At 68.7% G+C, this 13656-nt stretch carries 18 protein-coding genes and 1 pseudogene; 6 read left to right on the top strand and 13 right to left on the bottom strand.

Features of this window, described 5'->3' with window-relative positions:
* Positions 1–165 (top strand): annotated as a pseudogene (locus VNS22_RS03540) (AMP nucleosidase); the annotation flags it as partial.
* A 327-nt stretch (positions 166–492) separates the two neighbouring features.
* Positions 493–1002 carry a DUF892 family protein gene (locus tag VNS22_RS03535; protein ID WP_325729669.1) on the top strand — a complete coding sequence of 170 codons (510 nt, stop codon included), beginning with the start codon at positions 493–495 and terminating at the stop codon, positions 1000–1002.
* A 260-nt stretch (positions 1003–1262) separates the two neighbouring features.
* Here VNS22_RS03535 and VNS22_RS03530 read toward each other — a convergent pair whose 3' ends face one another.
* Entirely contained in the window at positions 1263–1631 is a 369-nt protein-coding gene (locus VNS22_RS03530) for a DUF488 domain-containing protein (protein ID WP_349261699.1), read from the bottom strand.
* Between the two features lie 26 nt (positions 1632–1657).
* Positions 1658–2092: an Rrf2 family transcriptional regulator gene (locus VNS22_RS03525; protein ID WP_325729665.1), complete on the bottom strand. Its 435-nt coding sequence runs from the start codon at positions 2090–2092 to the stop codon at positions 1658–1660.
* A gap of 160 nt (positions 2093–2252) precedes the next feature.
* Here VNS22_RS03525 and VNS22_RS03520 point away from each other — a divergent pair, with 160 nt between their 5' ends.
* Entirely contained in the window at positions 2253–2615 is a 363-nt protein-coding gene (locus VNS22_RS03520) for a carboxymuconolactone decarboxylase family protein (RefSeq protein WP_325729663.1), read from the top strand.
* Positions 2616–2702: 87 nt separating this feature from the next.
* Positions 2703–2921 (top strand): hypothetical protein, encoded by a 219-nt coding sequence (locus VNS22_RS03515; protein ID WP_325729661.1) that lies wholly within the window; start codon positions 2703–2705, stop codon positions 2919–2921.
* A gap of 21 nt (positions 2922–2942) precedes the next feature.
* Here the strand turns inward: VNS22_RS03515 and VNS22_RS03510 are convergent, their stop codons facing one another.
* Positions 2943–3356 carry a type II toxin-antitoxin system VapC family toxin gene (locus VNS22_RS03510; protein ID WP_325729659.1) on the bottom strand — a complete coding sequence of 138 codons (414 nt, stop codon included), beginning with the start codon at positions 3354–3356 and terminating at the stop codon, positions 2943–2945.
* Positions 3353–3595, bottom strand: coding sequence for a type II toxin-antitoxin system prevent-host-death family antitoxin (locus VNS22_RS03505; protein ID WP_325729657.1), 243 nt, complete (start codon positions 3593–3595; stop codon positions 3353–3355). The genes VNS22_RS03510 and VNS22_RS03505 overlap by 4 nt, the downstream gene beginning before the upstream one ends.
* A gap of 251 nt (positions 3596–3846) precedes the next feature.
* Here VNS22_RS03505 and VNS22_RS03500 point away from each other — a divergent pair, with 251 nt between their 5' ends.
* Positions 3847–5172, top strand: coding sequence for an SGNH/GDSL hydrolase family protein (locus VNS22_RS03500; protein WP_325729655.1), 1326 nt, complete (start codon positions 3847–3849; stop codon positions 5170–5172).
* Between the two features lie 108 nt (positions 5173–5280).
* A complete protein-coding gene (locus VNS22_RS03495) occupies positions 5281–5994 on the top strand; it encodes a hypothetical protein (RefSeq protein ID WP_325729653.1) in 714 nt (237 codons plus the stop codon).
* Here VNS22_RS03495 and VNS22_RS03490 read toward each other — a convergent pair.
* From VNS22_RS03490 to VNS22_RS03450, 9 genes are all read right to left on the bottom strand, one after another.
* A complete protein-coding gene (locus VNS22_RS03490; protein ID WP_325729651.1) occupies positions 5973–6566 on the bottom strand; it encodes a GNAT family N-acetyltransferase in 594 nt (197 codons plus the stop codon). The two genes, VNS22_RS03495 and VNS22_RS03490, sit on opposite strands and share 22 nt — an antisense overlap.
* Positions 6567–6592: 26 nt before the next feature.
* Positions 6593–7000 carry a ketosteroid isomerase-related protein gene (locus VNS22_RS03485; RefSeq protein ID WP_325729649.1) on the bottom strand — a complete coding sequence of 136 codons (408 nt, stop codon included), beginning with the start codon at positions 6998–7000 and terminating at the stop codon, positions 6593–6595.
* Positions 6997–8028: a tRNA dihydrouridine(20/20a) synthase DusA gene (gene dusA / locus VNS22_RS03480; protein WP_349261701.1), complete on the bottom strand. Its 1032-nt coding sequence runs from the start codon at positions 8026–8028 to the stop codon at positions 6997–6999. Before dusA ends, VNS22_RS03485 begins: the two co-directional genes overlap by 4 nt.
* Positions 8029–8117: 89 nt before the next feature.
* Positions 8118–9299: an RtcB family protein gene (locus VNS22_RS03475; protein ID WP_325729645.1), complete on the bottom strand. Its 1182-nt coding sequence runs from the start codon at positions 9297–9299 to the stop codon at positions 8118–8120.
* Between the two features lie 278 nt (positions 9300–9577).
* Entirely contained in the window at positions 9578–10042 is a 465-nt protein-coding gene (locus tag VNS22_RS03470; protein WP_325729643.1) for a hypothetical protein, read from the bottom strand.
* A 129-nt stretch (positions 10043–10171) separates the two neighbouring features.
* Entirely contained in the window at positions 10172–10342 is a 171-nt protein-coding gene (locus VNS22_RS03465; RefSeq protein WP_325729641.1) for a hypothetical protein, read from the bottom strand.
* Between the two features lie 89 nt (positions 10343–10431).
* Positions 10432–11235 carry an ATP-binding cassette domain-containing protein gene (locus tag VNS22_RS03460; protein WP_325729639.1) on the bottom strand — a complete coding sequence of 268 codons (804 nt, stop codon included), beginning with the start codon at positions 11233–11235 and terminating at the stop codon, positions 10432–10434.
* On the bottom strand, positions 11232–12320 hold the full coding sequence (locus VNS22_RS03455) for an ABC transporter permease (RefSeq protein WP_325729637.1): 1089 nt from the start codon (positions 12318–12320) through the stop codon (positions 11232–11234). Before VNS22_RS03455 ends, VNS22_RS03460 begins: the two co-directional genes overlap by 4 nt.
* Positions 12321–12480: 160 nt before the next feature.
* Positions 12481–13500 (bottom strand): sugar ABC transporter substrate-binding protein, encoded by a 1020-nt coding sequence (locus VNS22_RS03450; protein ID WP_325729635.1) that lies wholly within the window; start codon positions 13498–13500, stop codon positions 12481–12483.
* Between the last annotated feature and the right edge of the window lie 156 nt (positions 13501–13656).

Raw genomic sequence — 13656 nt, 5'->3', positions numbered from 1 at the left:
CACGGCGAGATCAAGCTGCGCGGCTCCGCCGACCAGTTCTACCGCCAGCGGGTCGAGCAGCATCTGCTGGTCGGGCTGGAAGCGATCCGGCTCCTGCGCGAGCAGGGCCCCGACCGGCTCCATTCGCGCAAGCTGCGCAGCTTCGACGAGCCGGCGTTCCGCTAGTCCTCCTTCAGGTCATCCCCCGGTTCGACCTGGGGATGACCTGGGAAACCTGCTGGCCGTGGTCATGGCTGCTGGCTGTGCCGGGCAGCCATTCCCATCATGCTTGGACTGTCGCGACCGCGTCCGGAGGACCATCGAAAAGAAAAAATGCGGCCACGGTGAGCTATTGAAAAATATCGTTTCAATAGCCATATCCAATGACGGATTCCGGCGGATCCTGAGAACCCTGCACGTTATTGTGCGCTTCATGCGCGGGCAGGTCCCGATGCAGCTAGAACGCGTGCCCGCCGGTCATTCAGCGCCCATGGCCCGACGAGGACAAAGAAGTTGCCGATTCATACCCTGGAAGATCTCTACGCTCAGCAGTTGCAGGACCTTTTCTGCGGCGAGACCCAGCTCTGCGAGCTGGTGCCGACCCTGCGGGCGGCCGCCGGGCACAAGGATCTCGACAAGATCTTCGGGGACTGGATCGAGCAGGGCCTGCAGCGGCGCCACATGCTGGAGCAGATCCTGGGCGAGCTCGGCCAGGAGACGGTCGCCAGCACCGCCAGCCCGATCGCCTGCATCGCGCAAGCGAGCGAAGCCCTGATCGAGAGCATCCCCGAGCAGGACCTGCGCGATGCCGGCCTGATCGCCGTCGCCCAGCGCGTCACCCATTACCGCGAGGCCGGCTACCGCGCCCTGGCCCCGTTCGCCATCTTCATGAAGCGCAAGCACGACCAGCACTTCATCGAGAACTCGGCGCGCGAGAGCCGCGAGGCGGGCGAGCAGCTTGCCCAGCTCGCCACCCGCACCATGCACCGCGCCGCCGCCGCCTCTTACCAGATGGCGGGCTGATGCCCGCGGACCGCTTGGCCGGCACCGCCGGCCAGCAGGCCCGCGAGTGCAGGACCTCCTGCGAAAGCCTTCCGGTCTGCAGGAAGCCACGTCCCGGGCCATGATGTCCGCCGTGTTGGCCGTGCAGCCGCCGCCCGGGCACGGCCTGACCTGGCCGACGCCGGGGGCTCCGTCACGACACCGGCCATCCGGCCATCCGGCCCTCACCATCGCACATGGCCACGAGGTCGACTTGCGGCTTTGCCCTGCCGCCGGCCGCGTCAGCGGCCCAGCAGCACCTCCCGCAGCACCACCGCCTCGTTGCGCACCTCGTCCCGCGCGCCGAACAGCAGGGTGACCGGCGCGTGCCGCGCCAGGGCGCGCAGGCTTTCGACCGCCTCCGGCCTGTCCCGCAGCTCCGCCCGGTAGCGCTCGCAAAACTCCGGCCATCGCGCCGGCTCATGGCCATACCAGCGGCGCAGCCCGTCACTCGGAGCCACGTCCCGTTTCCACGCGTCCAGCGCCGCCCTGGCCTTGCTCACCCCGCGCGGCCACAGCCGGTCGACCAGGACCCGCACGCCGTCCCCGGGATCCGCCGGCAGGTAGATCCGCTTGATCGCCACATGATCCGCCGGAACCCGCGCCACCATTGCCCGCCTCCCGCTCGACGCCGGCCCTATTCGGTGCCCAGCAGCCCCGCCAGCTCCTCCCGCCGCTGCACGAGATCGGCCAGGCTGTAGCGGTCCAGCACCGCCATGAAGGCGTGCAAGGCCTCGTCCAGCACGCCGCGCAGCCCGCAGGCCGGCATGATCGGGCAGGCCACCCGCACCGGCGCGAAGCAGGGCACCAGCGCCATGTCCGGCTCGACCCGGCGCAGGACGTCGCCCACGCGGATCTCCGCGGCCGGCCTGGCGAGCCGCAGCCCGCCCCCCTTGCCGCGCACCGTCCCGACATAGCCGGCCAGGCCCAGCTGGTGGGCGACCTTGTTCAGGTGCGCCTTGGAGATGCCATAGGCATGGGCGATCTCGGCGGTGGTGGCGGCGCCACTGCGCTTCGCCGCCAGGTACATCAGCATCCGCAGCGAATAGTCGGCATAGACCGTCAGACGCATCCTGGTCCGTCCTCGAACGCGGCCCTCTGCCCAAAACATATATTCTAGATGTTGCTTTTGACCATCCCCGGGGTAAATGAACCTGAAAAGCAAGGTCCAGGTCGTGATCCGCCCCTTGCATGGCCGGTGAGCGTGCCGGACCCGGGCCCGGAGGAAAGCCATGGCAGATGCGATGTATCCGGCGGCGACGCGGGAGGTCGCGCAGAAGCGCCGCGAGCTGGCGCCCGAGACCCAGGCCGCCTTCGAGGCATTCAGCCGCAAGGTATTCGCCGAGGGCGCCCTGTCCCAGAAGACGAAGCAGATCATCGCGGTCGCCGTGGCCCACGTCACCCAGTGCCCCTATTGCATCAAGGGCCACACCAAGGCCGCTCTCCGGGCCGGCGCCACCCAGGCGGAGCTGATGGAGGCGATCTGGGTCGCCGCCGAGATGCGGGCGGGCGGCGCCTACGCCCATTCCGCGCTGACGCTCGCCGCCTGCGCGGAGGAGGAGCAGGCAGGGCAGGGCAGGCCCTCCGGTGGCTGACCCCCATGCGGCTCCGCCCGCCACCCACCCGTCCCTGAACGGTCCCACGCGGCCAGGCCGCATCAGGCAGGCAGAGGAGCAGTCCCAATGCGCCAGCTGATCGGCTTCGCCGCCGGCTGCCTCGGCTTCATCGCCCTGGTCATGGCGATCGTCTGGTTCATGGGCGCCTTCGACGACATCAATCTCGGCTTGCACGGCTGGATCGCCTTCACGCTCGGCGTCGTCCTGACCTGCACGCTCGGGATCGTCCTGATGGGCCTCGTCTTCTACAGCAACCGGAGCGGCCAGGACGACCGCGCCCGCTAGGTGGACACGGGATCGCACCGCTCATTCGCCGAGCAGTACCGTCCCCACCGCCCGGGCGGCTGTCCGCAGTTCCCGATCCAGCGAAGCCAACGGCAGGTCGCGCCGCCTGGCCAGCTCCAGATAGGCCGCGTCATAAGTGGTCAGGCGGAAGCGGTCGCTGAGCTGCAGGGTCGCCGCCCAGGCATGCCCATCCGTTTCCTGGTCGATCACGATGTCGAGCAGCGCCAGGTCACTGATCGACGCGTCCCGGAACGCGGCATCGACCCGCCTGTGCCGCACGGCAGCCTGCAGCGCATTGCCTACTTCCAGCCGCCAGATGCCCGGCACCACCGCACCCTGCTCGGCGACCTGCGCCAGCACCGCCTCGGCTGCGGGCGTCCGCTCGTCCTCGAAGAACCAGGACAACGCCATCGAGCAGTCGAGCACGAGGCTCACGGCCGGCCTTCGTCGATCAGCTCCTTCAGGGCGATGCCACCCAGCCGCGCGCCTTTGCTGCGCGCGATGATCCGGTCGGCCGCCGCCCGTGCCTTCGCCCGGTCATGGCCGCGATCCGCAGGCACCAGACGGGCAACCGGCCGCCCCCGCCGGGTGATGACGATCTCCTCGCCGTGCTCGACCCGGTCGAGCAGGCTGCCCAGCGTGTTCTTGGCCTCGAAGGCGCCGATCTCGGACATGCCGCTCTCCGAATAATCTAGCTTACAATCTAGCTGGTTCATCGGAGCGGTCAAGGAGCCGCCTGCGGTCTGCCATTAGGCTGCCAGTCAGCGCTGGGTTCTGCCCGGACCAGAACAGCCGCCAGTGCAACTCCTGATCTGCAGGTTGTTCCATTGGGGAAACAACACTAGTCTCGACCAATGGGCACTGATCACCACAGTCGAGACAGCGTGATCGCCAAGCCCGAGCAAGAGCAGATCAGGAGGTAACCGTGTCCGAGCAGTTCCAGGACCATCGGCCGCCCGCTGCGCCTGCCCGCGCGAAGGCGCGGCGGATGCTGTTCGCGCTGACCGTCATCCTGTTCGGCCTGTCGGCCGCCGGCCAGGCGCCGGTCCAGGCGCACTCCGGCGACGACGGCGCGTGGATCGGCACCTGGTCGGCCAGCCCGCAGCCGGTCTGGGAGCCCGACTTCTTCGCCCCGGTCAACATGCCGCGCGCCCTGCGCAACCAGACCATCCGCCAGGTCGCCCGGATCAGCCTGGGCGGCGAACAGGTCCGGGTCGAGCTCTCCAACGAGTATGGCGAGCATCCCCTGGTGATCGGTGCTGCGCATGTCGCTCTCGCGGACGAGAACGGCGCCATCAAGCCCGGCACGGACCGCGCCCTGACCTTCGGCGGCAACCCGTCCGTCACCGTGCCACCCGGCGCGCCGATCCTGAGCGATCCGGTGGACATGCCGGTCGAGCCGCTGACGGAAGTGGCCGTCAGCCTGTTCCTGCCGGAGATCACGCCCGCCACCACCTGGCACAATGACGGCCGCCAGACCGCCTACATCTCGGGCGAGGGCAACTTCGCCAAGGAGACCACGTTCGAGCCGGTGCAGACGATCCAGTCGCGCATCTTCCTGAGCGGGATCATGGTCGATGCCGCCGACGATGCGCGCGCCATCGTGCTCTTCGGCGATTCGATTACCGATGGCGACGGCTCCAGCCTCGATGCCAACCACCGCTGGCCGGACTTCCTGGCCGAGCGCCTGCATCAGGCGGATGCGAAGGTCGCGGTGCTGAACGAAGGCATCTCGGGCGCCCGCATCCTGCGCGACCGCATGGGCGACAACGCGCTGGCCCGCTTCGACCGCGACGTGCTGAGCCATCCGCACGCCGACACGGTGGTGCTGATGATGGGCATCAACGACATCGGCTGGCCGGGCACGCTGCTGGTGCCGGAGGGCGAGCCGGCGCCAGCCGCGGAGGATGTGATCACCGGCTATAAGCAGCTGATCGAGCGGGCCCATGCCAACGGCATGCGGATCATCGGCGCGACCCTGACCCCGTTCGCCGACACGTTCGAGGGCACGCCGCTCTACGGCTACTATGACGAGACCAAGGAGGCGAAGCGCCAGGCGATCAACGACTGGATCCGCACCAGCGGCGCCTTCGACGGCGTGATCGACTTCGACGCGGTGACCCGCGATCCCGCCAGCCCGAAGCACATCCAGGCCGCCTACGACAAGGGCGACCATCTCCATCCGAACGATGCGGGCTATAAGGCGATGGCCGAGTCGGTCGATCTGAAGCTGCTCGGCGTGAACCCGTAGCGCAGGAGAGGCCCGCGGCTGCGGGCGGCGTACCAGGCATCGCTGCGCTGGAAATCCGGCCACGACTCCGGTTATAGGAGTAAAAGCCTATGACTGGAGCCCTCCGCCATGCCCGCCGTCCGCACCGCCGCCCAGGCCGAAGCCGCCCGCAAGAACGGCGCCCGCTCGACCGGCCCCGTCACCCCCGAAGGCAAGGCCGCCTCTGCCAGGAACGCCGTCCGTCACGGCCTGTGCGCCCGCACCCGCCGCTTTCTTCCCGGCGAGGACGAGGGCGCGTTCCTCCGCCGCCGCGAGGCGCTGCTCCAGCAATACGCCTCCGGCGCCGAGCCGGACCGGGTCCTGCTGGTCGACCAGCTCGCCTGGAACTTCTTCCTGCGCGACCGCTGCGACCGGCTGGCCGGTGCCCATGCCGCCGAGCTGATCGCGGAATACGACTACACGGAGCCCGAAGCGGCGGTGTACGATCTTTCGCCCCATCTGGCGGCGCTGACCCGCTACCGCTCCGCACTCTGGCGGGAGATCAGGGAGATGCTGAAGCTTCTCCAGGCACCCCGCGCGGCGGCGGCGCCGGACCTGCTGGAGCGGGTGGAGGAGGCGATCACGCTGGAGCCGCGTCGCCCCCGCCAGCCGGCCGCTCCCGCCAACGATGCCGGGCCTGCGGAGGACCGCGCCGGATTACCGAACGAACCCGGGGCCAGGAGGCAGGCGGCCCCGACCGATGGAGGGCCCGCCGCACGCCCCCGCGCGGATGCGGCCAATGACGACGAAACGAACCCGGGGCAGGCCGTGCCTGGCCGGCCTCAGAGCCGCTTGATCCAGTAGGACATGGCCTTGGTGGTCTCGTGCTGGTTGCCGACGTCCTTCCAGGAGAAGCGGCAGCTCAGCCCCTCGATCCGGGTAAAGCCCCGCCTGCGCCAGAACTGGTCGAGCGGCTGGTAGTCCTTGGGCCGGGCCGGATGATCCTCGGGCCGGACCACGGCGCAGAACACCGCATGGTCGTAGCGGCCGGATGCGCGCGCCGCCGCCTCGCGCTCCTGGAAGAAGCGCACGCCGATGCCCTGGCCGCGATAGGCCTTCTCCAGCACCGATTCGCCGAAATAGAAGAGGCGGTCGGTGTCGTAGCCGGCCTCCGCCAGTGGCCGGCGCACCGATTCAGGCTCGCCGCGCATGGGCAGGGCCGTGGCGGCCCCGATCACCCGGTCGTCCAGGAAGCAGCCGACCACGACCGCCTCGGGCTCGTCCAGATAGGTGCGCAGGTAGCGCTGCTCGTACTCCAGCGAGCCCTCGTAGAGATAGGGAAAGTCCCGGAACACCTCGATGCGCAGCCGGGCGAGCTCGGGCAGGGCCTGCTCCAGCCGGCTGCCGGTCAGGCGCTCGAAGCGGGGCTCGCTCATCGACGGACCTCCCTCCTGCTCGGGCCTCAGCCCTTCACCTGCTTCAGCCAGTCCTCGAGATTGTAATAGTTGGTCACCCGCGCGACCTTGCCGTCCCGCACCTCGAAGAACGCCCCGCCCGGCAGCACATAGGTCTGGTTCTTCGCCTCGGGCAGCCCCTCGTCGGTCGCCAGATAGGTGCCGTGGACCACGTACTCCGCGGCAGCCCGGCTGCCGTCCGCCGAGGTCATCACCACGATGTCGGCCAGCCGCTCGGCATAAGCGCGGTTCATCCGCCCCATGAACCGGCGGAACGCGTCCTTGCCGGTCTCGCGCGCACCCTGGTTCAGGTCGTGCACCACGTCGTCGGTCAGGAGATCGAAGAACACATCCCAGTCCCGGTCGTTGAACGCCTGGTAGTAGGAGCGGATCAGGGTTTCGGTGGCGTTGCTCATGCGGCTTTCCTCGTGGTCGTGTCGTCGCGCGTGACCGCGGCCAGGGCCGCGTCCAGCAATTCTCTGGCAGGCAGGCCCTGGACCATCCCCTCGGACAGGATGCGCCGGTAGCGCCGGGCCCCCGGCAGCCCGTTGAACAGTCCCAGCATGTGCCGGCCGATCGCCTTGAATGGCACACCGTCGGCCATGCGCGCCTCGGCATGGTCCGCCATCGCCCGGACCACTGCCTCGCGCGTCAGGCCGTCGGGCGCCGCCTGGCCCGCCAGCGGCCCGAACCGGGTCAGGCTCCAGGGGTTCTCATAGGCCTCGCGGCCGATCATCACCCCGTCGAACCGCGCCAGTGCGTCCGCGACCGAAGCCTCGCTGCGCAGCCCGCCGTTCAGCACGATCGTCAGGTCCGGCCGCTCCGCCTTCAGCCGCTCGACCAGCTCGTAGCGCAAGGGCGGGATCTCCCGGTTCTCCTTGGGGCTCAAGCCCTTCAGCCAGGCCTTGCGCGCATGGACGATGAACACGCTGCAGCCGGCCTTTGCCACTTCGGTCACGAAGCGCAGCAGCGTCGGCCATTCCTCGTCGTCGTCCACCCCGATCCGGTGCTTGACCGTCACCGGCACAGCCACGGCCTCGCGCATCGCTCGCACGCAGTCCGCCACCAGTTCCGGCTCGCGCATCAGGCAGGCGCCGAACGCACCCTTCTGCACCCGCTCCGAGGGGCAGCCGCAGTTCAGGTTGATCTCGTCATAGCCCCGCTCGGCCCCGAGCTTGGCCGCCTCCGCCAGGGCGTCGGGTTCCGAGCCGCCCAGCTGCAGCGCCACCGGATGCTCGGCCGGATCGAACCCCAGATGCCGCTCCCGGTCGCCGAACAGGATCGCCCCGGTCGTGACCATCTCCGTATAGAGCAGGGCGCCCGGCGCCAGGATGCGGTGGAAGAAGCGGCAGTCGCGCGTCGTCCAGTCGATCATGGGCGCCACGCACAGGCGACGGGCCGCCGCAAGCCGCGCGGTATCGCCGGGCGAGGGGGCAGGATGCATGGGCCGGGGCAGGGCGGTCTCGGGTCGGGTCAGCATGTCGCCGGCCCCATAGCATGTTCCGTCCGCCGCGGCATCCGGACCATGGGCGTTCAGTCCTTGAACGGATCGACCAGCTCCGGCGGCGCCATCACCACCACCAAGGGCGTCAGCCGGTGCTCGATCTCGATCGTCCCGGCATGTTCGGCCAGCACGTCCTCCAGCCGGCGATAGACCTGCGGCGCCTCGTCGGCACCGCCGCCCACCAGGATGATGCCCCGCTTCGCCACCTCCGCCCGCATCGCCTGCTCGTCGACCTTGCCCGGCTCGACCAGCACCCGCCGACCCTTCTTCCAGCGCCATTTGCCCGCCGCCTCGCGCCGGCCCATCACCCGGCCAGCGCCGTGCACGGTGGAGTAGAGCGCCGCCCTGGCACGCTCGCTCTCCACCCCGCGCAGGATCACCGACCCGTCCGCCATCGACCCGCCGACGAAGCCGCGCTGCCCGGGAAATGCCGGCGTGGCGCCCTTGCGCACCACCAGCAGCGTCTCGCCGCCATGCTGCTCCTCCCAGACATAGTTGTGGTGGTTGTGGACCAGGTCGGTCCACTCCTCGGTCCCCTGGACGATCCGCGCCACCTCCCGGCACACCCATTCCCGGCCGGCATAGGCGTAGCGGCCGGCCAGCTGCATCGCGAGCAGGTATTCCTCGGCCAGCCCGGTGCCGCGCTCCACCAGGGTGGGAGGCACCATGATGCCCTCCTTGCCGCCCGCTTCGTTGCGGAAATGGGTGGCGATCCGGTGACCCAGCCCACGCGAGCCGAAATGGACCCCGATCCAGACCAGGCCCTGCTCGTCCTCGAACAGGTTCACATAATGGTTGCCGCCGCCCACCGTGCCGAGCTGTTCCTGCGCCATGGCGCGCAGTGGGCGAACCGCCCGGATCGCCCAGGCCGGATCGTCCTCCAGGCATGCCGCCTCGACCCGCTCCGCATTGCGCCGGCCGATGCCGAACGAGATCCGCTCATTGATCCGCCGGGCGATCGCCGGCAGCGCGTCCCGGATCTGCGCCGCCTCGACCGGCAGCCGCACCGCCATGTTGCCGCAGGCGATGTCGTAACCGACCCCGCTGATCGACACCGCATCCCGGTAGCCCACCACGCCACCCACCGGCTGCGAGTAGCCCAGATGCCCGTCCGCACAGAGCACGCCGCGGGCCGCCGGGCCGACCAGGCAGTTCGCCATCTGGTCGAGCGTCGCCTGGTCGTGCCGCCCGAACACCGTCAAGTCCTGCATGAATCTGCCGCCGTGCCGTGGATGGACAACCACCTGCCCAAGGAACGGCCGAGCAGGCCCATGAGATCCCGATCGGAGCGGCCTCCGTCGGTGCCGCGGCTGCCATGGCAACGGTCGCGGCGGCGACGGCATCATCCGCGGCCGGCAGGCCTCGACCAACGGCTCCAGCACCGCCCGTTGATGATCCGTCGGCACACCCGCCATCAGCCATTCCATCCGCTGCCCGTGTCGCGGATGGGGAGAATGATCGGGAACCGACGAGCTCTGGCTTTTTGTGCTCAGTTCGTGGCCGCCGCCGTCTCGTGGATCACCACCTGATCATCCTGACGGCTGATCTCGATCGCCGTGGACGCGACCCCCACCCCATGCGGGGTCGAAAGCATCAAGCTCTGATCCGGGGCAAGGATGGCCTCGAATCGCACCGGCGTCCCGGTTTCCCCCTCCGCGAGGGTGGCGACAACTCGGAAGCCATCACGCTCGATCGTATAGTAGGCAACCCCGGAAACCGGACCGAGGTCGATGCTGCGGCCCGCGACCGGCTGCAGTTCGTCCGCCGGGGCAGAACCCGCGAAGGCCAAGGTGAACATGACGGCGAGGATCGTCTTGTGGATGGTCCCGGTGACGCCAGAAGGGGTTGGCGCGTAGCCGAGCGTCTCGATGCCTAGATCGCCGTGGACGTCATCGGCTGATGCGGTGTCGTCGAGACTTGGTGCCTTGCTGCTGGTGCCGTAGATGCTTGCCATGACCATGCTCCTCCAAGAACTTGGGCCAGTTTGGCCTTGGCGAGCAAGATATGGTTCCGAGATTTCAGGATGATGCCATGGTGGCCGGAATTTCGTTTCTCGTGTTTCAGCGATGATCGGGACCGTCCCTCACTGATCACGATCAATACCGTGGTCTTCCTGGAGATCTGGCCGCTTCAGCAGGATAAAAGCTGGAGCCCATTGGGTCTTGAGCCAGTCGAGAGCGGCGGTGAGGCAGAGGACGCCCATGAAGGAGCAGCGGCCAGCAGGCCGAAAGTGGATGAAGGTCTGGGCCGCCATCCACCATCGCCTGAACCCAGTCGGCGGGCTGCGCCACTTGGCGCCATTCTGGCAGCGCCAGGTGATCGCCTCGATGTAGTCAACAGGCCCTAGTGGACCGGCGCCTCCTTCGCCCCGGTCATGATCGCGACCGCGTCCGACATCGAATAGTCCTGCGGCCGGATCACGCAGGCGCGCCGGCCCAGGCGGTGGATATGGATCCGGTCGGCGACCTCGAAGACGTGCGGCATGTTGTGGCTGATCAGCACGATCGGCAGGCCGCGCCGCTTCACGTCCAGGATCAGGTCCAGGACCTTGCGCGATTCCTTCACGCCCAGCGCCGCGGTCGGCTCGTCCATGATCACCACCCGGCTGCCGAACGCCACGGCGCGGGCGATCGCCACGCCCTGGCGCTGGCCGCCGGACAGGGTCTCGACCGGCTGGTCGATGTTCTGGATGGTGAGCAGGCCCAGGGCATTGAGGTGCTTGCGCGCCTCCTTGCGCATGAAGTCGCGGTCGAGCTTGCGGAAGTACTGGCCGAGAAAGCCCTCCGAACGCTTCTCGCGGCCGAGGAACATGTTGTCGGCGATGCTGAGCGCCGGGGAGAGCGCCAGGTTCTGGTAGACCGTCTCGATGCCGGCCGCCCGCGCGGCGAGCGGCGAATCGAACTCGACCCGCTTGCCCTCCAGCAGGATCTCGCCGGCATCGGGCTTGAGCGCCCCGGTCAGCGCCTTGATCATCGACGACTTGCCGGCACCGTTGTCGCCGATCACCGCCAGGATCTCGCCCGGATAGAGCTCGAACTCGGCATGGTCGATCGCCACCACATGGCCGTAGCGCTTGACCAGGTTGCGGGCCTGGAGGATCGGCGCCACGCCCTTGGGCGCGTGGGTGTTCTGCTCGGTCTGGTTCATGCGGACACCTTCCGGATCCACTGGTCGATCGCGACCGCGACGATGATGAGCAGGCCGATGGCGAACTCCTGCCAGAGCGAATCGGCTCCCGCGAGTGCCAGGCCGTTGCGGAACACGCCCACGATGAGCGCGCCCACCAGTGTGCCGATGATCGAGCCGCGCCCGCCGAACAGGCTGGTCCCGCCGATCACCACCGCGGTGATCGAATCAAGGTTGGCCGTGGCCCCGGAGATCGAGCTGATCGCCCCGATCCGGCCGATCAGCGCCCAGGCGGCGATCGAGCAGATGAAGCCCGCCAGCGTATAGACCGCGATCAGCGTGCCGGTGACGTTGATGCCGGCGAGCTTGGCCGCTTCGGGGTCGTCGCCCGTGGCATGGACGTGCCGGCCGAATGCGGTGCGGTTGAGCAGGTACCAGATGAACGCCGCGATGATCAGCATCAGGATCGAGCCGAGCGTGATCCTGGCGCCCAGGAAATTGAAGGCCGTGCCGGTGAACTGCAGGAAGGATGCGGCCTCCGCGACCTCCTGCTGCCGGATGGTCTGGCTCGCCGAGTACCAGAGATTGAGCGCGCCGAAGATGCTCCAGGTGCCGAGCGTCACGATGAACGGCGGCAGCTTCACCTTGGCGACCAGGAAGCCGTTGAGCAGGCCGCAGCCGACGCCCACCAGCAGCCCCAGCATGAAGGCGATCGGGACCGGCACGCCGGCCAGCACCGCCAGCCGGCCCATCACCACCGAGGACAGCACCATGATGGCGCCGACCGACAGGTCGATGCCGGCGGTCAGGATGATCAGGGTCTGCGCGCTGCCGAGGATCGCGATGATCGTGACCTGCTGCAGGACCAGCGACAGGTTGAAGGGGTGGAAGAAGCGGCTGCCGACGATCGCGCTGAACAGGGCGATGGAGAGCGCCAGCACGATGAACGGAATGGCGGTCGGGTTGGCATGGAGGAACTGCTGGACGCGCTTGAGCGGCGTCGTGCGTTCCTCCTCGAACGTCACATGGCCCTGCGAGCCTCCCGGCAACGCCCGCTCGTGCTCGGCTGGCCCCGCCCTGCCGGCGGCATTGGCGGCATCGGTCATCCTCGGCCCTCATTCGGCTGGGCTTTGCGGCGTCGGCAGCCTGCGCGGGTTCTCGTCCGCCAAAGGAAGCCGCGGCCGCGCTGGTTCAGGAAAAGGGAGCGGCGGCCCCGTGGCCGCTGCGCAGCACGCAGCGGCATGACCGGGGCCGGCTCTGTCGGGATCAGCCCCAGCAGAGCTTCAGGGCTTCCTCGGAAGTGATCGACGGGACGCCGTCCACCGGCTTGTCGGTCACGAGCTCCACGCCGGTGTCGTAGAAGTCCAGGCCGGGGGTGGGCTCGGGCTTGGAGCCGTCCTCGGCGAACTTCGCCACCGCCTCGACGCCCAGCGCCGCCATCTTGAGCGGGAACTGCATCGAGGTGGCGCCGATCACGCCGGCCTGGACGTTGCGCACGCCCGGGCAGCCGCCGTCGACCGAAGTCATCAGGACCTGGCCCTCGACGCCGAAGGCCTTGAGCGCCTCGTAGGCGCCGGCCGCGGTCGGCTCGTTGATCGTGTAGACGACGTTGGTGTCCGGGTCCTTCTGGAGCAGGTTCTCCATGCCGGTCCGGCCGCCTTCCTCGGCGCCTTCGCCCCACTGATGGCCGACGATGCGCGGGTCATCCTCCTCGCCGTAGCGGTGGGGCTCCTTGATGTCGATGCCGAAGCCCTTCATGAAGCCCTGGTCGCGCAGCACGTCGACCGTGGGCTGGGTCTCCAGCGCATCCAGGAATGCGATCTTGGCGTTGGCCGCCTCGTCGCCCAGCGTCTTGGCCGCCCACTGGCCGATCAGCTCGCCGGCCTTGAAGTTGTCGGTCGCAAACGTGGCGTCCGCCGCGTCTGTCGGGTCCAGCGGCGTGTCGAGCGCGATCACCAGGATGCCGGCGTCACGGGCCTTCTGGATGGTGGGCACGATCGCCTTGGTGTCGGACGGCGTGATCAGGATGCCCTTGGCCCCTGCCGAGATCAGGCTCTCGACGGCCGCGACCTGGCTGTCGTTGTCGCCGTCATACTTGCCGGCAAAGCTGGACAGGGTGACGCCCAGTTCCTTGGCCTTGGCCTCGGCACCTTCCTTCATCTTGGCGAAGAAGGGATTGTTGTTGGTCTTGGTGACCAGGCCGACGATGGTCTCGGCCGAGGCCGGCAGAGCCGTGGCGGCGAGCACCGCGAGTGCTGCGGCGGTCGAAAGCAAAACGGGACGCATGGCTTTTTGTCCCTCCCGATCGGTGGATATGTTGTTGGTCCCTGATCCGCACCCGCCACCTGATGGCGGTCGGGCCGATCATTGTCGTTGCCCGCCCCGGCGCGCGGGGTGGCCATGGGCGGGCAGGGAACATGGGGTCGAGCATGCCGTCAATAG

It is taken from the genome of Geminicoccus sp., from assembly GCF_035556675.1.
GTDB lineage: Bacteria > Pseudomonadota > Alphaproteobacteria > Geminicoccales > Geminicoccaceae > Geminicoccus.
This window is presented reverse-complemented; position numbering and strand designations above follow the sequence as displayed.